This window comes from Pseudomonas sp. NPDC087342 (assembly GCF_044744265.1).
In the GTDB taxonomy this organism is placed as follows: Bacteria; Pseudomonadota; Gammaproteobacteria; order Pseudomonadales; family Pseudomonadaceae; genus Aquipseudomonas; species Aquipseudomonas nunensis.
In genome coordinates this window covers 287,964-306,313 of record NZ_JBIUXZ010000001.1, presented here as the reverse complement: position 1 = coordinate 306,313, position 18,350 = coordinate 287,964, and the positions used below count along the sequence as shown (strand labels likewise).

The 18,350-nt window shown below is 59.7% G+C and carries 19 protein-coding genes; 12 read left to right on the top strand and 7 right to left on the bottom strand.

Annotation, left to right across the window (positions count from 1 at the left end; genetic code table 11):
- Nucleotides 1–151: 151 nt before the first annotated feature.
- On the bottom strand, nt 152–1,528 hold the full coding sequence (locus tag ACIOYV_RS01435) for a glutamine synthetase family protein (RefSeq protein WP_401320191.1): 1,377 nt from the start codon (nt 1,526–1,528) through the stop codon (nt 152–154).
- A gap of 280 nt (nt 1,529–1,808) precedes the next feature.
- Here ACIOYV_RS01435 and ACIOYV_RS01430 point away from each other — a divergent pair, with 280 nt between their 5' ends.
- The 5 genes from ACIOYV_RS01430 (at nt 1,809) to ACIOYV_RS01410 (ending at nt 7,171) form a co-directional block, all read left to right on the top strand.
- Nucleotides 1,809–2,570 (top strand): gamma-glutamyl-gamma-aminobutyrate hydrolase family protein, encoded by a 762-nt coding sequence (locus ACIOYV_RS01430; RefSeq protein WP_401320189.1) that lies wholly within the window; start codon nt 1,809–1,811, stop codon nt 2,568–2,570.
- Between the two features lie 351 nt (nt 2,571–2,921).
- On the top strand, nt 2,922–4,064 hold the full coding sequence (locus ACIOYV_RS01425) for an ABC transporter ATP-binding protein (RefSeq protein WP_054051131.1): 1,143 nt from the start codon (nt 2,922–2,924) through the stop codon (nt 4,062–4,064).
- Entirely contained in the window at nt 4,061–4,975 is a 915-nt protein-coding gene (locus ACIOYV_RS01420; RefSeq protein WP_054051129.1) for an ABC transporter permease subunit, read from the top strand. Before ACIOYV_RS01425 ends, ACIOYV_RS01420 begins: the two co-directional genes overlap by 4 nt.
- The gene (locus tag ACIOYV_RS01415; protein ID WP_401320186.1) at nt 4,972–5,856 is read left to right on the top strand and encodes an ABC transporter permease subunit; all 885 of its coding nucleotides are present in this window, start codon (nt 4,972–4,974) and stop codon (nt 5,854–5,856) included. The genes ACIOYV_RS01420 and ACIOYV_RS01415 overlap by 4 nt, the downstream gene beginning before the upstream one ends.
- 217 nt (nt 5,857–6,073) lie before the next feature.
- A complete protein-coding gene (locus ACIOYV_RS01410) occupies nt 6,074–7,171 on the top strand; it encodes a polyamine ABC transporter substrate-binding protein (protein WP_265039190.1) in 1,098 nt (365 codons plus the stop codon).
- A gap of 301 nt (nt 7,172–7,472) precedes the next feature.
- Here the strand turns inward: ACIOYV_RS01410 and thpR are convergent, their stop codons facing one another.
- Complete coding sequence (gene thpR / locus ACIOYV_RS01405; protein WP_401320183.1) at nt 7,473–8,009, bottom strand: RNA 2',3'-cyclic phosphodiesterase; 537 nt, start codon at nt 8,007–8,009, stop codon at nt 7,473–7,475.
- 60 nt (nt 8,010–8,069) lie between these two features.
- Between thpR and ACIOYV_RS01400 the strand changes: the two genes are divergently transcribed.
- Complete coding sequence (locus ACIOYV_RS01400) at nt 8,070–8,264, top strand: hypothetical protein (protein ID WP_054614291.1); 195 nt, start codon at nt 8,070–8,072, stop codon at nt 8,262–8,264.
- A gap of 15 nt (nt 8,265–8,279) precedes the next feature.
- Here the strand turns inward: ACIOYV_RS01400 and ACIOYV_RS01395 are convergent, their stop codons facing one another.
- Nucleotides 8,280–8,633 carry a DUF1428 domain-containing protein gene (locus ACIOYV_RS01395; RefSeq protein WP_054051119.1) on the bottom strand — a complete coding sequence of 118 codons (354 nt, stop codon included), beginning with the start codon at nt 8,631–8,633 and terminating at the stop codon, nt 8,280–8,282.
- Nucleotides 8,634–8,862: 229 nt separating this feature from the next.
- The gene (locus ACIOYV_RS01390) at nt 8,863–9,930 is read right to left on the bottom strand and encodes a hypothetical protein (RefSeq protein WP_265039194.1); all 1,068 of its coding nucleotides are present in this window, start codon (nt 9,928–9,930) and stop codon (nt 8,863–8,865) included.
- Between the two features lie 389 nt (nt 9,931–10,319).
- Between ACIOYV_RS01390 and ACIOYV_RS01385 the strand changes: the two genes are divergently transcribed.
- Nucleotides 10,320–10,580 carry a hypothetical protein gene (locus ACIOYV_RS01385; RefSeq protein ID WP_054051117.1) on the top strand — a complete coding sequence of 87 codons (261 nt, stop codon included), beginning with the start codon at nt 10,320–10,322 and terminating at the stop codon, nt 10,578–10,580.
- A 6-nt stretch (nt 10,581–10,586) separates the two neighbouring features.
- Here the strand turns inward: ACIOYV_RS01385 and ACIOYV_RS01380 are convergent, their stop codons facing one another.
- Nucleotides 10,587–10,829 carry a hypothetical protein gene (locus ACIOYV_RS01380; protein ID WP_239512083.1) on the bottom strand — a complete coding sequence of 81 codons (243 nt, stop codon included), beginning with the start codon at nt 10,827–10,829 and terminating at the stop codon, nt 10,587–10,589.
- A 333-nt stretch (nt 10,830–11,162) separates the two neighbouring features.
- Here ACIOYV_RS01380 and ACIOYV_RS01375 point away from each other — a divergent pair, with 333 nt between their 5' ends.
- On the top strand, nt 11,163–12,209 hold the full coding sequence (locus ACIOYV_RS01375; protein ID WP_401320179.1) for a class I SAM-dependent methyltransferase: 1,047 nt from the start codon (nt 11,163–11,165) through the stop codon (nt 12,207–12,209).
- Between the two features lie 374 nt (nt 12,210–12,583).
- The gene (locus ACIOYV_RS01370) at nt 12,584–13,426 is read left to right on the top strand and encodes an NAD-dependent protein deacetylase (RefSeq protein ID WP_401320178.1); all 843 of its coding nucleotides are present in this window, start codon (nt 12,584–12,586) and stop codon (nt 13,424–13,426) included.
- 150 nt (nt 13,427–13,576) lie between these two features.
- Here ACIOYV_RS01370 and ACIOYV_RS01365 read toward each other — a convergent pair whose 3' ends face one another.
- Nucleotides 13,577–14,515 carry a LysR substrate-binding domain-containing protein gene (locus tag ACIOYV_RS01365; protein ID WP_401320175.1) on the bottom strand — a complete coding sequence of 313 codons (939 nt, stop codon included), beginning with the start codon at nt 14,513–14,515 and terminating at the stop codon, nt 13,577–13,579.
- Between the two features lie 280 nt (nt 14,516–14,795).
- On the opposite strand from ACIOYV_RS01365, the gene ACIOYV_RS01360 reads away from it, so the two are divergent.
- Genes ACIOYV_RS01360 through ACIOYV_RS01350 form a run of 3 tightly spaced genes read left to right on the top strand, consistent with a single transcriptional unit; the run spans nt 14,796 to nt 17,389 of the window.
- A complete protein-coding gene (locus tag ACIOYV_RS01360; RefSeq protein WP_054051106.1) occupies nt 14,796–15,494 on the top strand; it encodes a CoA transferase subunit A in 699 nt (232 codons plus the stop codon).
- Between the two features lie 36 nt (nt 15,495–15,530).
- A complete protein-coding gene (locus tag ACIOYV_RS01355; protein WP_054051104.1) occupies nt 15,531–16,196 on the top strand; it encodes a CoA transferase subunit B in 666 nt (221 codons plus the stop codon).
- A gap of 11 nt (nt 16,197–16,207) precedes the next feature.
- Nucleotides 16,208–17,389 carry an acetyl-CoA C-acetyltransferase gene (locus ACIOYV_RS01350; protein WP_401320171.1) on the top strand — a complete coding sequence of 394 codons (1,182 nt, stop codon included), beginning with the start codon at nt 16,208–16,210 and terminating at the stop codon, nt 17,387–17,389.
- Nucleotides 17,390–17,650: 261 nt separating this feature from the next.
- Here the strand turns inward: ACIOYV_RS01350 and ACIOYV_RS01345 are convergent, their stop codons facing one another.
- A complete protein-coding gene (locus ACIOYV_RS01345; RefSeq protein WP_401320169.1) occupies nt 17,651–18,253 on the bottom strand; it encodes an NADPH-dependent F420 reductase in 603 nt (200 codons plus the stop codon).
- Nucleotides 18,254–18,350 lie beyond the last annotated feature (97 nt).

Below are 18,350 nucleotides of genomic sequence, written 5' to 3'. Positions count from 1 at the left end.
GGCGTGTCAGGCAAATGCAGTGTTGATTGTGCGGCCGCCTTCGCGGGCAAGCCTCGCTCCTACAGGTTTCGTGCATCCCTGTAGGAGCGAGGCTTGCCCGCGAAGAGGCCATCACATTCACATCGAAAGCAATTGCCCCACGCACATCCCGTTAAACGGTGTGCAAATACCAGTTGTACTCAAGGTCCGAGATGGAGTTTTCGAACTCGGCCAGTTCGCTTTCCTTGCACGCCACGAACACGTCGATGTAGAGCGGGTCGATGTATTTGGCCATGACTTCGCTGTCGTCCAGCTCGCGCAGTGCGTCGCGCAGGTTGTTCGGCAGGCTTTGTTCGTTTTGCTCGTAGCTGTTGCCTTCAACCGGTGGGCCCGGCTCGATTTCGTTGGTCAGGCCGTGGTGAATACCGGCCAAAACCGAGGCCATCAACAGGTACGGGTTGGCATCAGCGCCAGCAACACGATGCTCGATGCGCACCGAGTCCGGCGAACCGGTTGGCACACGCACCGCAACGGTACGGTTATCGATGCCCCAGCTCGGCGAGTTCGGTACGTAGAACTGCGCGCCGAAGCGGCGGTACGAGTTGACGTTCGGGCACAGGAAGGCCATCTGCGCCGGCAGGGTCTCGAGCACACCGCCGATCGCGTGTCGCAGCGCGGCGTTCTGCTCGGGATCCTCGCTGGCAAAGATGTTGTTGCCTTCTTTGTCGAGAATCGAAATGTGCACGTGCAAACCATTGCCTGCCTGGCCCGGATACGGCTTGGCCATAAACGTGGTGTCCATCTCGTGGTCGTAGGCGATGTTCTTCACCAGACGCTTGAGCAACACCGCGTAGTCGCAGGCCTTGATCGGGTCGTTGACGTGATGCAGGTTGACTTCGAACTGCGCCGGGGCGCTTTCCTTGACGATAGCGTCCGCAGGAATGCCCTGCTCTTTCGCGCCTTCGAGGATGTCTTGCAGGCAATCGACGTATTCGTCGAGGTCATCGATCAAGTACACCTGAGTCGACACCGGACGCTTGCCCGATACCGGCGAACGCGGCGACTGCGGACGGCCGTTCACGTTGTCCTGATCGATCAGGTAGAACTCCAGCTCGAACGCCGCGCAGATGGTCAGGCCGAGTTCGTCGAATTTGCGCACCACATTCGCCAGCACTTCCCGAGGGTCGGCGAAGAACGGCTGGCCTTCGAGTTCGTGCATGGTCATCAGCAATTGCGCGGTTGGGCGTTTCTGCCACGGCTCAATGCTCAGGGTGTCAGGGATGGGGTAGCAGATTCGATCCGAGTCGCCGATGTCCAGACCCAGGCCAGTGCTTTCCACCGTAGAACCGTTGATGTCGAGGGCAAACAGAGACGCCGGGAGGTTGATGCCTTTTTCGTAAACCTTATGAAGACTGGTGCGTTCGATGCGCTTGCCGCGCACCACACCGTTCATATCCGCAATCAGAAGGTCGACGTACAAAACCTCAGGATATTTCTTAAGGAATGCGTTTGCTTCGTTGAGTTGAACGGTACGCAGAGGGACCGACATGATGCACCTATTAGCTGTTAATTATTATGTTCACTACCTTGTTGCGAGCCCAGTCAATCCGAAAGGCAAAGTGAAGTCAATAGCGAACACTTGGCCTTTCAACCTTTATTTTCGGGCCTTTTATGGGCACGAGAGTGCCAGATACGTCCCGCGCACCGCGTAAATCCTCGGGATTAGACGATCGGCGTTTAGAATTTTTTACATGAGAGTTGTTAATTAAAATCAACAAGGCTAAGCTCCGGAAAAGCTCGTTCAAGTGTGAAACTTCGAGGTGATAAAAATGGCATTCAAGCCATTGATCGGCGTTACAGCGTGCGTCAAACAGATTGGCCTGCACCCCTACCACGTCAGCGGCGACAAGTACTTGCGTGCTGTCAGCGTCGCGGCTCTGGGGCTGCCCGTGGTCATTCCTTCCCTGGGCGAACTGACCGAAATCGAGGACCTGCTCGCGCAGCTCGACGGTCTGTTGCTGACCGGCTCGCCATCGAATGTGGAGCCCTTCCACTATCAAGGCCCGGCCAGTGCTCCCGGCACGGATCACGATCCGGCGCGGGACGCCACGACTCTTCCTTTATTGCGTGCAGCGATTGCCGCCGGCGTGCCGGTGCTCGGTATCTGCCGTGGCTTCCAGGAAATGAACGTGGCGTTCGGCGGCAGCCTGCATCAAAAGGTCCACGAGCTGCCCGGCATGCTCGATCACCGTGAAGCGGACAGTCCGGAGTTGGCGGTGCAGTACGCGCCGGCCCATGCGGTCACCGTGCAACCGGGCGGCGTGTTTGAAGCGCTGGAGTTGCCTGCCGAGTTCATGGTCAATTCGATTCACAGCCAGGGCATCGATCGACTGGCGCCGGGGCTGCGTTGCGAAGCGATTGCGCCGGACGGTTTGATCGAGGCGATCTCGGTGGACCACAGTCCGGCTTTTGCGGTCGGTGTGCAATGGCACCCGGAATGGCAGATGCTATCGAATCCTCAGTATTTGAGTATTTTCCAGGCGTTTGGCGACGCATGCCGGCAACGGGCGGCGCTACGTAAAAAACGCTGACGACTTAAACCCTCATCCAACGATTTAACTGCCCTCGTGAACGGGCGGCTGCGCCGACGCGCGCTGCTTCTTCACGCGTAAAAAACGAAACAAGACAACAACAAGCACCACCAGGCAGCCAGGACGGCGGCGCCGAATAAGCCCGAGCGGTCAGCAAGCGCAATCTCCTGTAGGAGCGAAGCTTGCTCGCGAAGGCGGTGTATCAGGCAACGATTATGTCGACTGACACACCGTCTTCGCGGGCAAGCCTCGCTCCTACAAGGGCCAGCGCCGACCGGCATCCCGGGCTTGCAATCAACTATTAAGTCAGGCCGCGTTGGCCCGACGACTGAAACCTGTTGGGAGTTTCACATGGCAAATGCCTCCAGCACTTACAGGAAGGCTCTTGAAGGTCACCAGGCCCCGAAAAAGGTCTTGGTGAAAATCGATCGCGTGACCAAGAAGTTCGACGAAACCACCGCCGTGGACGATGTGTCCCTGGAGATCCATCAAGGCGAAATCTTCGCCCTGCTCGGTGGCTCCGGCTCGGGCAAATCGACCCTGCTGCGCATGCTCGCCGGCTTCGAACGTCCGACCGAAGGGCGGATCTTGCTCGACGGTGTCGACATCACCGACATGCCGCCCTACGAGCGGCCGATCAACATGATGTTCCAGTCCTACGCGCTGTTCCCGCACATGACGGTGGCGCAGAACATCGCCTTCGGCCTGAAGCAGGATCGGCTGTCCGCCAGCGAAATCGACGCCCGCGTCGAAGAGATGCTGCGCCTGGTGCACATGACCCAGTACGCCAAACGCAAACCCCATCAGTTGTCCGGCGGCCAGCGTCAGCGCGTCGCCCTCGCCCGCTCCCTGGCCAAGCGTCCGAAGCTGCTGTTGCTCGACGAACCCATGGGCGCGCTGGATAAAAAGCTGCGTTCGCAGATGCAACTGGAACTGGTGCAGATCATCGAGCGGGTCGGCGTGACCTGCGTGATGGTGACCCACGACCAGGAAGAAGCCATGACCATGGCTGAACGCATCGCGATCATGCACCTCGGCTGGATCGCCCAGATCGGCAGCCCGGTGGACATTTACGAAGCACCGGTCAGCCGCATGGTCTGCGAATTCATCGGCAACGTGAACGCCTTTGACGGCACCGTTGTCGAGGACCTGGAAGGTCACGCGATCATCCACAGCCCGGACCTGGAACAGAAGATTTACGTCGGCCACGGCGTCAGCACTTCGGTGCAGGACAAGTCGATCACCTACGCCATCCGCCCGGAAAAAATGCTGGTCAGCACTATCAAGCCGGAGCAGCGTTACAACTGGTCCCAAGGCAAGGTGCATGACATCGCCTACCTCGGCGGACACTCGGTGTTCTACGTCGAATTGCCTGGCGGCAAAGTCGTGCAGTCGTTCATGGCCAACGCCGAACGCCGGGGCGCACGTCCGACCTGGGACGACAAGGTCTACGTGTGGTGGGAAGACGACAGCGGCGTGGTACTGCGCTCATGAAAACCTTCAATCAGCAATTTCTAAGACTGGTCCCCAGCGGGCGCAAACTGGTGATCGGCATTCCGTTCATCTGGCTGTTCCTGTTCTTCATGCTGCCGTTCTTTCTGGTCATGAAAATCAGCTTCTCGGAAGCGGCGCTGGCGATTCCGCCGTACTCGGAGATTTACACCTTCGCCGAGCAGAAATTCCAGCTGCTGCTGAACCTCGGCAACTACTCGTTGCTGACTCAGGATGAGCTGTACATCTCGGCGTACCTCGGTTCGTTGAAGGTCGCGTTTTTCAGCACGCTGATGTGCCTGGTGATCGGTTTCCCGATGGCCTACGCGATCACCAAGGCGAAAAAGGAAACGCAAAACGTCCTGATGTTGTTGATCATGATGCCGACCTGGACCGCGATCCTGATCCGCGTGTATGCGTGGATGGGCATCCTCAGCAACAACGGTTTGCTCAACGCATTCCTGATGTGGACCGGGATCACCGATCACCCGATCGAGATCCTCAACACCAACACGGCCGTCTATATCGGCGTGGTCTATGCGTATCTGCCATTCATGGTGTTGCCGCTGTACGCCAACCTGGTGAAACACGACGGCAGCCTACTGGAAGCCGCGTCGGACCTGGGTTCGAGCAACTTCAACAACTTCTGGAAAATCACCGTGCCGCTGGCCAAGAACGGCATCATCGCCGGTTGCATGCTGGTGTTCATTCCGGTGGTCGGTGAGTTCGTGATTCCGGAACTGCTGGGCGGCCCTGAGACGCTGATGATCGGCCGCGTGCTGTGGCAAGAGTTCTTCAACAACCGCGACTGGCCGGTGGCATCTGCCCTGGCGGTGGTGATGCTGTTGATCCTGATTGTGCCGATTCTGCTGTTCAACCGCAGCCAGGCCAAAGAGATGGAGGCACGGGGATGAAACGCTTCGGATTTTCAAAGTTCATGCTGATTTTCGGCCTGTCGTTTATCTACCTGCCGATGCTGATCCTGGTGATCTACTCCTTCAACGCCTCGAAACTGGTGACGGTGTGGGGCGGCTGGTCGGTGAAGTGGTACGTCGGTTTGCTCGACAACACGCAACTGATGGGCTCGGTGGTGCGCTCGCTGGAAATCGCCTGCTACACCGCGATTGCGGCAGTGGCGCTGGGAACCTTGGCGGCGTTCGTGCTGACTCGCGTGACCCGCTTCAAGGGCCGCACGTTGTTCGGTGGTTTGGTGACGGCGCCGTTGGTGATGCCGGAAGTGATCACCGGTCTGTCGTTGCTGCTGCTGTTCGTGGCGATGGCGCAGTTGATCGGCTGGCCGCAAGAACGTGGTCTGGTGACGATCTGGATTGCTCACACCACGTTCTGTGCGGCGTATGTGGCGGTGGTGGTCTCGGCGCGTTTGCGCGAGCTGGATCTGTCCATCGAAGAAGCGGCCATGGACCTGGGTGCGCGGCCGTTGAAGGTGTTCTTCCTGATCACCATTCCGATGATTGCGCCGTCGTTGGCGGCGGGCGGGATGATGTCGTTTGCCTTGTCGCTGGATGATTTGGTGTTGGCGAGTTTCGTGTCCGGGCCGGGTTCCACCACGCTGCCGATGGAAGTGTTCTCGGCGGTGCGTCTGGGGGTGAAACCTGAGATCAACGCGGTGGCTAGCCTGATTCTGCTCGCGGTTTCGATCGTGACGTTCATGGTCTGGTACTTCAGCCGCCGCGCCGAAGCCACCCGTAAACGCGCGATCCAGGAAGCGATGGACCAGACGGCCAGTGAGTCCTGGACACAACCGAAAAACCAACGAGTCGAAGCGACGGCCTAATGGCCTGCAACACGCACACTTTGTAGCAGCTGGCGAAGCCTGCGTTCGGCTGCGCAGCAGTCGTGAATTCAGTCACTGCGGTTCTTTCAGGAAGATTGAATTCGCAGGTTTTACGACTGCTTCGCAGCCGAACGCAGGCTTCGCCAACTGCTACAAGGGGTGCGCCAGCACTGCATTGTTTTGCGTATTTGAATAAAAAAGAAATGGAGTTGTACCGATGAAAATGTTTGGCAGGACTCTGCTGACACTGTCCTTAGTGGGCGCCCTGGCGACGGTTGCCCAGGCCAACGACAAGGTTCTGCGCGTTTATAACTGGTCGGATTACATCGCCCCGGACACGGTCAAGAAGTTCGAAGACGAGACCGGGATCCGCGTGACCTACGATGTTTTCGACAGCAATGAAACCCTTGAGGCTCGCCTGCTCGCGGGTAAATCCGGCTACGACATCGTGGTGCCGTCCAACAGCTTCCTGGCCAAGCAGATCAAGGCTGGCGTGTATCAGACGCTGGACAAATCGAAGCTGCCGAACTGGAAAAACCTCAACCCGGTGCTGCTGAAAAACGCTTCGGCCAGCGACCCGGATAACGCTCACGCCTTCCCGTACATGTGGGGCTCGATCGGCATCGGTTTCAACCCGGCCAAGGTCAAGGAAGTGCTCGGGGCCAATGCGCCGACCAATTCCTGGGACTTGTTGTTCAAACCGGAAAACGCGGAAAAACTCAAAGCCTGCGGCATCAGTTTCCTTGATTCGCCCACCGAGATGCTCCCGGCCGCCCTGCACTATCTGGGTTACCCGGTGAACTCCCAGGACAAGGCGCAGATTGCCGAAGCTGAAGCGTTGTTTATGAAGATTCGGCCGTCGGTGGCGTACTTCCACTCCTCGAAGTACATCTCTGACCTGGCCAACGGCAACATCTGCGTAGCGGTCGGTTACTCCGGCGATGTGTTGCAGGCCAAGGCCCGCGCCAAGGAAGCCGGCGACACGGTGAAGATCGACTACAGCATCCCGAAAGAAGGCGCCGGCAGTTTCTACGACATGGTCGCCATTCCCCGGGACGCGGCGAACGTCGATAACGCCTACCTGTTCATGAACTTCCTGATGCGCCCGGACATCATCGCCGAGATCACCAACAACATCGGCTACAGCAACGCCAACGCCGCGGCGACACCGTTGGTGGATGAAGCGATTCGTGATGATCCCGGCTCGTACCCGTCGCAGGCTGTGATGGCGACGCTGTATGCGATCCCGGATATGCCGATTGGTGTTCAACGTGTGATGACCCGAGGCTGGACCCGCGTAAAACTCGGGAAGTAATTCGCTTGAAGACGCCTTCGCGAGCAGGCTCGCTCCCACAGGGGTGATGTGTTGGATACAAAATCTCTGAACATCACAAAACACTGTGGGAGCGAGCTTGCTCGCGATGGCGGTGGACCAGTCACCATCAGCGTTGAATGTGATGGCCTCATCGCGAGCAAGCTCGCTCCCACAGGAAAGTGTGTGATGTCCCCTCTTCCGTTCACGCAGCGCCTTACCACCGCTGCACTTCCTGCGAACGGCCTCACCTGGCTCCTCGGTTAAGGTGAACTTCAGGCGCCCTCGGGCGCCTTTTTTTGTCCTAGGGCATCAGCGGCCATTCGGCCAGCGCCCGATAGCGGCCCTTATGGGATTCGAACAGCGTGAAGTGCTCGGCGCGCAGGATAAATTCGGGCGGTGTCTCGGACTCAGGCACCGGCAATCGGTAATCCCGCATCAAGGTCAAATGCGGTCGAAATTCCTTCGGCGAATCCTCAAATCCAAACGGCAACATCGCTTGTTCCAGCGCATACACCAGCCGCAACAACTCCGGCGGTGCCTGCTCCGACGCCAGCACCAAAACCCCATGCTTGCGCCACACATCCACTCGATCCAGCACCACCCGCAACGCCACACCCGGCACCCGAACCTTCGCCGCCGCTGTGCAGATATCAGCAATCTGCGCCACACCCACCGCGCCCAGAAACTTCAACGTCAGGTGAAAATTCTCCGCCGGCACCGGCCGTCCGCTGCGTAGCTGCAAAGCGCTGCGCCACTGAGCAATCGCCCGCCGCTGCTCCGGCGCGCAGCTCAACGCAAAAAACAGCCGCTTGAACGGTTCATGGGATTCGTCGCTCACGCCTGGCACCTCCTGACATGCACGTTATAGTTGAACCAACCGAATCAACCGGAGGGCGCCATGCGAGAGATCATCAGCAAAGAGCCATGGTGGGCGATGCCGCCGCAACCCGGCCAGAATGAGTCCGAACTGGAGTGGGGCTGGCTGGTTCACTATAGCGAAGGTGAGCCGCGTTTCGAGTTCGTCCGGGAACGGCCGACGGACAACGAGATCCGCAATCGCAAGAGTTGCAGGATTACCCCGTCGCCGGAGTGATCCTGCGCTGGTTTTTTACGCCTGCACGATAATGTTGAACCCACCAAAGATCAGGCGCTGGCCATCGAACGGCATCGGGTTGGCGTCCGGTTGCATGCGCGGATCGTCCATCAGTTTCTGCATCCCGGCATCGCGGGTGGCCTTGTCCGGCCAGATGATCCACGAAAAGATCACCGTTTCGTCCTCCTTGAGCTTCACCGCCATCGGGAACGAGGTCACCTTGCCGTCGGGCACGTCATCGCCCCAACATTCGACGACGCTCAGAGCACCGTTCTCCTTGAAGATCACCGCAGCGTCCTCCGCGTGTTTCTTGAATTTTTCCCGATTCGCGGTGGGGACTGCAGCGATAAAGCCATCGACGTAAGACATGGTGGTTCTCCTTCATGAGTAAAAGACCAATACCAAGCGAACACAAAACCTGTGGCGAGGGGGCTTGCCGCCGTTCGGCTGCGAAGCAGTCGTAAAATCCGCGAAGTCGGCGTGTCTGACACACCTCAGCGGAAGGCTAAAGGGCCGCTTCGCAGCCCAACGGGGGCAAGCCCCCTCGCCACAGCAAGCTCCCTCGCCACAGGACTGGGTTCATCCTGAGCGGCATCGGTCAGGGGTCGATCTGCTGAGTAGTCGATTCCGCCGGGCTCCAATCGACAGCACCGTTACCCGAACTGACCGACGGTACTTCAGCACTCCCCGCCAGATTCCCCTCGATTTGCGCGGCCAAATACAGCGTGCCCGCCATGACGCCGGTGGTCGGGTTTTGCAGTAGCTTCGCCCAGGCCTTGTCGAAAGTGTTGCCCAGGCTGCTGCGGATCAGCGCTTCGCTGTCCGGCCGGTCGTTGGCCTGGATGATCGCGCGGATCCCCGCCACGCCCACCGTGATCAAGCCGCCGGCCAGTTTGCCCGCCGCCGCCGCCACAGCACTGGCGGCGCCACGGGTGGGCATCTCGGCCTCCATCCGTTGGCTGGCGCGCTTGGCCACTGGCGCCATGGCGGTTTCCGTCGAATCCACGCCTCTGTCGCCACCGGCCTTGTGGATCTTGTCGATCAGCGCGGCGTAGGCCGGCAGCGTATTCAGCGGTTCGGTATGCACCACTTGATACAGCGAAGCATCCCGGGCCGGCGGTGGCCCCAAAGCAATCGCCGGAATTTTCTGGATCCGCCCATTGAGCTGCGCCATCGGCACGCCATGGCGCTGGGAAATTTTCTGCAGTTCTTCCTGGAGAATGTCCACGTAGAACGCTGTGGCCAGACCGAGAATCGCATCGGGATCGATCTCCACCGCGACCGGCGCCAGCACGCGCTTCTGGTATTGATCGAGCAGATAAGCCGCCAGGCGCTTGGCCGAGGCATCCTGCTCGCCCGTGGCGCTGATCGTGTACCAACTGACCTTCATCGACAGCCATTCCTGGGTCCAGTAACTGCTGAACCAGGGAATGAAGTTCTCTTCGGTCAGTTGATAAACCCGCGTGCGCCAGTAATCCATGGCCCCGCGCGCGTAGATTTTGGTCTGCTCAGTGGCCGATTGCGACGCGGCGACAATCTCCCGGTCGACCTGCTGCCAGGTGCTCGGCGCCACCACCACGACCGGTGCTGGCGCCGGGGCACGCGCAGACGTGGCGCAACCGGCCAACACCACTATCACGGCGACGATCAGCGAACGCAGGTTCAAGATCGCGGTGTCCTGGAGTCGCTCCCGAGCGAAATGCCCGGTGCTCATAAAGCTATTGAGTTGAGTATAGGTTCAGGGTTTTGGCCGTTCGTCTGGAGAGTGATGTGATCTTGAGGCAGCCTTCGCGGGCAAGCCTCGCTCCTACAAGATCGGCGATAGAACGATGAAAAAACCTTCACCATCATTCCCGTCGATATCCACCATCGTAACGAATGCCTTCCGCATAAAAACCGTCCGGTGCACGATCAGCCCATACCCACTGCAAACCCCGTATCGGAGGGGCACATCATGTTGATCCATCTCCTGACTTGCCTGGCCCTGACCGCCGTCACCCTGACCCTGTTTTCGCGTTTCTTCCTGGACATCGGCCACACCGAGGAGCACCCATCATGATCCGCATCGTCACTTTGGCCGTCAGTTTCCCGGTGTTCGGCACCAACTACTATTCGCAGCATGTGGTCTCGCGCAAAGAGATCGCGCTGGTATTCGACAAGAACTTCGAAGCGCTGCTGATGCCCGCCGCCGCCAATCACTTCAGCAACGAAGTGGTCGGGATCAATGACCAGTTCCGCTTTCTGAATGATGTGCTGGTCGAGCATCTGCTCGATGCCGAAATGGCCCAGCCGTCATCCCGTCAATTCACCTTCTGACAGGCGTCACTTGCCCAGGTTTTGATTCATCAAACCGGGCTGTTCATTGGCGCTTTGCCACTGATGCAAGTTCTCGCAGCCCTTCACGTTGACTTCGGCCAGGTGACTGCGAGCGTCGCAGGTCATCGACCACTTTTGTCGCAGCGACGGGTACTTGATGAAGTCCGCGCGGGTCGGTGGTTCGCAGGCGGATAACAGTGCGGCAGACATTACCGTGGCGGCCAATTTCCAGGCGGCCGGATAGCTCATTTTTGATTTCATGATTATTGGTTTCCGATTGAGGAAAACCAATGCTATGACCTGATTGGTTCTACTAGAAGAGCCACTTACAGGGCATTTTATGGAGCCATTTTCTTAAGGCTGACGACGCCTTCGCGAGCAAGCCCGCTCCCACAGGGGGATTTGTACGGGTTAGTGAGAGTTGCTTTCGTCGCTCCGCGCGGCAGCCCCTATCCCCCGGACTAAACTTAATGCACGCAGGACGGGGTCCTCGTCCTGATCATTCCCACGACCACCGCCCAGGGGCGCACGCCTCGACAAACAAGGCCTCTGGACCGTGATCCTGCAATAGGAGCACACGTGATGGACGAGGCCAGACTTATCGATTTCATGGGCAAACTGGTCAACGACATGGGCGGCGCGGCGATGCTGGCCAATGTCATTCTCGGCGAAGAACTCGGCTTGTACCGGGCCATGGCCGACAGCCAGTCAGTCACTCCCGAAGCACTCGCCGACAAGACCGGTTGCCACCCTCGCCTGGTGCGCGAATGGCTCAGCGCCCATGCCGCGTCCGGTTACATGGAACATCAGGACGGCCAGTTCCGTTTGCCCGAAGAACAAGCCCTGGCCTTGGCGATCGAGGATTCGCCGGTGTACATCGCCGGCGGTATCGGCGTGGTCGCGTCGTTTTTCCATGACAAGGACAAACTGGTGAAAGCCTTTCGCGGCGACGGCGCCCTGCCCTGGGGCGAGCACCATCCATGCATGTTCAGTGGCACCGAACGGTTTTTCCGCCCTGGCTACAAGGCGCACCTGATCGCCGAATGGCTGCCAGCCCTGGAAGGCGTGGTCGCCAAACTCGAGGCCGGGGCCAAAGTCGCGGACATCGGCTGTGGGCATGGCGCCTCGACCGTGATCATGGCGCAGGCGTTTCCGGATTCGCGGTTCGTCGGCTTCGACTACCACGCGCCCTCGGTCACCGTCGCCACCCAGCGCGCCGAAGCCGGTGGTGTGTCTGGCCGTGCGCGGTTCTTTCAGGGTACGGCGAAAAGTTATCCGGGCACCGACTATGACCTGGTCTGCTACTTCGATTGCCTTCACGACATGGGCGACCCGGTCGGCGCTGCGCGGCACGCCTACGACTCACTGAAACCGGACGGCTCGGTGCTGTTAGTGGAGCCTTATGCCAACGACTCCCTCGACGACAACATCACCCCGGTGGGACGGTTGTTCTACGCGGCTTCGACGTTCATCTGCACGCCGAACTCGCTGTCCCAGGAGGTCGGCCTCGGGCTCGGTGCCCAAGCGGGCGAGGCGCGGTTGCGCAAGGTATTTACCGAAGCCGGGTTCAAGCATTTCCGCCGGGCCACGGAAACGCCGTTCAACCTGATTCTTGAAGCGCGTAAATAAGGGTCTGTAACGAGGTGAACACAGCCCTTGTAGCAGCTGGCGAAGCCTGCGTTCGGCTGCGCAGCAGTCGTGAAATCAGCTGACGCGGTTTATCAGAAGGACCGCATGCTCAGGTTTTACGACTGCGTCTTGAAGCGCGTAAATAAGGTGAACACAGCCTTTGTAGCAGCTGGCGAAGCCTGCGTTCGGCTGCGCAGCAGTCGTGAAATCAGCTGACGCGGTTTATCAGAAAGACCGCATGCTCAGGTTTTACGACTGCTGCGCAGCCGAACGCAGGCTTCGCCAGCTGCTACAGGTTGCGTTATTTGTGAGAGCCGCGTTGTGATCGGCAAATGCTACCCTGCAAACACTCAAGGTCTCCCGGAGTGTTGAACATGCTCGACAGCCCCATCCGCGAACAACTCGACCGACTTCAGCAGTTAATGGCCGATCAGCCGTTCGCAGTGCTGACTGGCGCCGGGATCAGCACACCGTCGGGCATTCCGGACTACCGCGACAACCAGGGCGTACGCCGTGGCCGGCAACCGATGATGTATCAGGAATTCCTCGCCGCGCCCGAATCGCGACGCCGTTATTGGGCGCGGGCGATGCTGGGTTGGCCGCGGGTGCGCCTGGCCAGTCCGAACGCGGCCCATGAGGCGCTGGCCAGCTTGCAGAGTTCGCAGCAGATCGGCGGGCTGATCACCCAGAACGTCGACACCTTGCACGACCAGGCCGGCAGCCATGACGTGATCGAACTCCACGGCAGCCTGCACCGGGTGCTGTGCCTGGACTGCGGCCAGCGCAGCGAACGCGATGCGATCCAGCAACTGATGGAAGCGCAAAACCCGTACCTGGCCGGAGTCGATGCGGTGCAGGCGCCGGATGGCGATACCCTGCTCGATCCGGCGTTTGAAGCGCGCTTTCAAGTCCCGCACTGTCCCCATTGCGGCGAGCAACGGATGAAGCCGGACGTGGTGTTTTTTGGCGAGAACGTCGCGCAGGTGACGGCGGCCAAGGCCATGGCGACGGTTGAGAAAGCGGCGGGATTGCTGGTGGTGGGGTCGTCGTTGATGGCGTATTCGGCATTTCGGTTGTGCCGGGCGGTGGTGGATCAGGGCAAACCGTTGATTGCGATCAATCTGGGCAAGACCCGAGCGGATGAGATTCTGGATATGAAGATTGAGGGTTCTTGCGAGCAATTATTGCCCCTGCTGACACAACGCCTTAATCGTTGATGCCACCAGCATGGTGTCAGGCTCAAAATCCACCCCTCACCCCAGCCCTCTCCCCAGTGGGGAGAGGGGGAAAGGGAGCAGATCTTCATGCTGTTCAAACCTGAGTTCGACTCGGTTTTTCAGGTCGATGTAGCTCCAAGAACCCCTCGGTCAGTCCCCTCGCCCCTCTGGGGAGAGGGTTAGGGTGAGGGGTGGTTCCAACTGCCGCCCCAAATCCTCCTCCCTGAAAATATCAAACAACGCCTGCGCCGCCGCCGACAGTTCATGCCCAGGTTTGGTCAACACACCAATCGCCCGTTCCACCACCGGATCTCGCAAGGTGATGCAGTGCGCGCCCAGCTCCTGCATTTGCCGCACACACAACGCCGGCACCGCGCTCACGCCCAGCCCGCTGGCGACCATGCGCCCGACCGTCGCCAGTTGATGGCTTTCAAACTCCACCGGCAGTTTCATACCCCGGGCCTGCAAGTGTTCTTCGAGCATCACCCGTACCGTGGAGGGTCGCTGCAAGGTGATAAACGGTTCCTTCAATAACGTCTGCCATTCGATATCGTCGAGTGCCGCCAGCGCCGAATCATGCGGCACCACCGCGACAAAGCGGTCGATGTACAACGGCGTAAACTCCAGCGAGGTGCTGTGGGCCGGTTCGAACGACACGCCGAGTTCAACCTGGCGGTCGCGGACCATTTCCAGCACCTGCTCGTTGATCACGTCGTTCACCGTGACGTTGACCTTTGGGTAACGCGCGCGGAAAGTCTTGAGGATCGGCGGCAGCAGGTTGCCGGCAAACGACGGCATCGCCGCCACCGTCACGCGGCCACGCTGCAAGGTGAAGCGCTGGCGCAGTTCGTCTTCGGCATTGTCCCAATCGGCGATCAGGCGACGGGCCAGCGGCACCAGGGATTCGCCCTCCGGGGTCAGCGCGACGTTGCGCGTGTTGCGGCTGAACAGACGCCCGCCGAGGCCTTCTTCCAGTGCCTTGATGGTCAGGCTCAACGCCGATTGCGACAGGTGCAAGCGCTCGCAGGCCACCGCGAAACTCAGGCTCTGGGCCACGGCCAGGAAGGCGCGGATCTGCTTGACGGTCATGGCGAATGGCTCCTGTAATTGGCGTATGTGCTATCTGTAGGAGCGAGGCTTGCCCGCGAAGGCGTCCTTGAAATCGCTATTGCGAGCAAGCTTTGCTCCTACAGAGCGATGGGTGAGCCCTTTAGTTCGCCTTCGCGAGCAGGCCCGTCCCCACAAGATTGATTGGTGAGTTTTATCTATCAATCAACCTTAAAAATCAACTTAACAAATGAATACGCCAGCGCGACACTCACTTCCACTACGGCTAGCCAGCCGCCCATAAAGAATAAAAGAGGTGCATATGGCAGGTTTCGACAAGCGCGTGAGTTCCTACGAGGAAGCCCTTGCAGGTCTTGAAGACGGCATGACCGTGATAGCCGGCGGCTTCGGCCTGTGCGGGATCCCGGAAAACCTCATCGCCGAGATCAAGCGCAAAGGCACCCGCGACCTCACGGTGGTTTCCAACAATTGCGGCGTCGACGGTTTCGGCCTCGGCGTGCTGCTGGTAGACCGGCAGATTCGCAAAGTGGTGGCCTCCTATGTCGGCGAGAACAAACTGTTCGAAGACCAACTGCTGAAAGGCGAAATCGAAGTCGTTTTGACCCCTCAAGGCACCCTCGCCGAAAAAATGCGCGCGGGCGGCGCCGGCATCCCGGCGTTCTTCACGGCGACTGGCGTCGGCACCCCGGTGGCCGAAGGCAAGGAAGTGCGTGAATTCCACGGTCGCAAGTACTTGATGGAAGAATCCATCACCGGTGACTTCGCCATCGTCAAAGGCTGGAAAGCCGACCATTTCGGCAACGTCATCTATCGCCACACCGCCCAGAACTTCAATCCGCTGGCCGCCACTGCCGGCAAGATCACCGTGGTCGAAGTCGAAGAAATCGTCGAGCCCGGCGAGCTGGACCCGGCGCAGATCCACACCCCTGGGATCTACGTCGACCGGGTCATTTGCGGCACGTTCGAGAAGCGCATCGAACAGCGCACCGTGCGTAAGTGATCCCCTGCCCCCGGACCGAATGAAGGAATAACAACAATGGCACTTTCCCGCGAACAAATGGCTCAACGCGTCGCCCGCGAAATGCAGGACGGCTTCTACGTGAACCTGGGCATCGGCATCCCGACCCTGGTCGCCAACTACATTCCCGAAGGCATGGAAGTCATGCTGCAGTCGGAAAACGGCCTGCTCGGCATGGGTCCTTTTCCTACTGAAGAAACCATCGATGCCGACATGATCAACGCCGGCAAACAAACCGTGACCGCGCGTATCGGCGCGTCGATCTTTTCCTCGGCCGAGTCCTTCGCGATGATTCGCGGTGGCCACGTCGACCTGACCGTGCTGGGCGCCTTCGAAGTCGACGTTGAAGGCAACATCGCTTCGTGGATGATCCCGGGCAAACTGGTCAAGGGCATGGGCGGCGCGATGGACCTGGTGGCTGGCGCAGACAACATCATTGTGATCATGACCCACGCGTCCAAGGACGGTGAGTCCAAGCTCCTGTCCAAATGCAGCCTGCCGCTGACCGGCGCCGGGTGCATCAAGCGTGTGCTGACCGACCTGGCTTACCTGGAAATCGAAAACGGCGCGTTCATTCTCAAGGAACGCGCGCCGGGTGTCAGTGTTGAAGAGATCGTCGCTAAGACCGCCGGTAAACTGATCGTGCCGGATCATGTTCCGGAAATGCAATTCGCTGCTCAGTGAGGAATCATTCCATGCAAGACGTCGTTATTGTTGCCGCCACCCGTACCGCCATCGGCAGTTTCCAGGGTGCGTTGGCCGGTGTGTCCGCCGTTGACCTGGGCGCTGCGGTGATCCGTCAGTTGCTGGCGCAAACCGGGCTCGACCCGGCGCAAGTCGATGAAGTGATCATGGGCCAGGTGCTCACCGCTGGCGCCGGGCAGAACCCTGCGCGCCAGTCGGCGATCAAGGCTGGCCTGCCGTTCAGCGTGCCGGCGATGACTTTGAACAAGGTCTGCGGTTCGGGCTTGAAAGCCCTGCACCTGGCGACCCAGGCGATTCGCTGTGGCGATGCCGACGTGATCATTGCCGGCGGCCAGGAAAACATGAGCCTGTCCAACTATGTGATGCCGGGCGCGCGCACCGGTCTGCGCATGGGTCACGCGCAAATCGTCGACACCATGATCAGCGACGGTCTGTGGGATGCGTTCAACGACTACCACATGGGCATTACCGCCGAGAACCTGGCGGAGAAGTACAGCCTGACCCGCGAACAACAGGACGCCTTCGCCGCAGCCTCCCAGCAAAAAGCTTCGGCAGCGATTGAAGCCGGGCGTTTTGTCGATGAGATCACGCCGATCCTGATTCCGCAGCGCAAGGGCGATCCGCTGTCCTTCGCCACCGACGAACAACCACGGGCCGGCACCACCGCCGAAGCCTTGGGCAAACTGAAACCGGCCTTCAAGAAGGACGGTTCGGTGACCGCCGGTAACGCGTCGTCCTTGAACGACGGTGCAGCCGCCGTGATCCTGATGAGCGCCGACAAAGCCAAAGCCCTGGGCCTGCCGGTCCTGGCGAAAATCGCCGCTTACGCCAACGCAGGCGTGGACCCTGCGATCATGGGCATCGGCCCGGTATCCGCGACTCGCCGCTGCCTGAGCAAGGCTGGCTGGTCGATCGACCAACTGGACCTGATCGAAGCCAACGAAGCGTTCGCCGCGCAGTCTTTGGCAGTCGCCAAGGACCTGGAATGGGATCTGGACAAGGTCAACGTCAATGGCGGCGCCATCGCCTTGGGCCACCCGATCGGTGCCTCGGGTTGCCGTGTGTTGGTGACCCTGCTGCATGAAATGATCAAGCGCGACGCCAAAAAAGGCCTCGCCACCCTGTGCATCGGTGGTGGTCAAGGCGTGGCACTGGCGATCGAACGGGCTTAAAGCGTTCAACAGACAGCGCGGGGACCCACGAATATCCGTTCGCTGTCTGGCAACACCCCGGCGTGTCTGAATGTGCTCGGCCTGTGCCGACGCTGACTAACTGTGGCGAGGGAGCTTGCTCCCGCTCGAGTGCGAAGCGCTCGCAAAATCTTCGACAATTGCCGAGATTTTGGGGCTGCTTCGCAACCCAGCGGGAGCAAGCTCCCTCGCCACAAAAGCTACTCAGCAGTTCAGATGCACCGGGTTCTTTTTGCCTGGCTCTCAGCCAAACTTCACCAGATTCAGAATCGGCAACGGCCCACCCGGGAACTGCGCCAACCGCGCCCCGACACTCAGCTCGCCAAGATCAATCCCGCAGAACCCCAACTGCTCGATCAGCGCACTGACCTGCCCTTTCGCCCCGGCATCATCCCCCGAAAGAAACAGCACCCGCTTGCCGCCCTCCGCCGCCGGATCACTTTCCAGCAACCGCGCCGCCAGGTGATTGAACGCCTTCACCACTCGCGCCCCCGGCACCCATTCGGCGAACACTTCGCTGGACGTACGGCCCTGCAAATCCACAGCCTTGAACGCTGGCGCCTCGATCGAGTTGTTGGCATCGATAACAATCCTTCCGCCAAAGTCCGGCAACCCTGCCAACGCTGTCGGCAATTTCGACCAGTTGACCGCGATCAGCACGATGTCTTGCGCAGCCGCTTCTTCACGGCTGCCGGCACGGGCGGTTGGCCCGAGTTCTTCTACCAGCGACGCCAAAGTTTGCGGCCCGCGGCTGTTGGCGATGACCAATTCAATCCCTTTCCGGGACAGGGCCCGGGCAAAGGCTGAGCCGATGGCGCCAGCGCCGATGATTCCGATAGTGCTCATGGTTCTTCACTCCGATACAGGTTGTCGTTGGAGTGAATACTGCGCTTGCCATTAGCGCTTGATTAGCCGGTAATGATTTGAATGATCTTCAAGCATT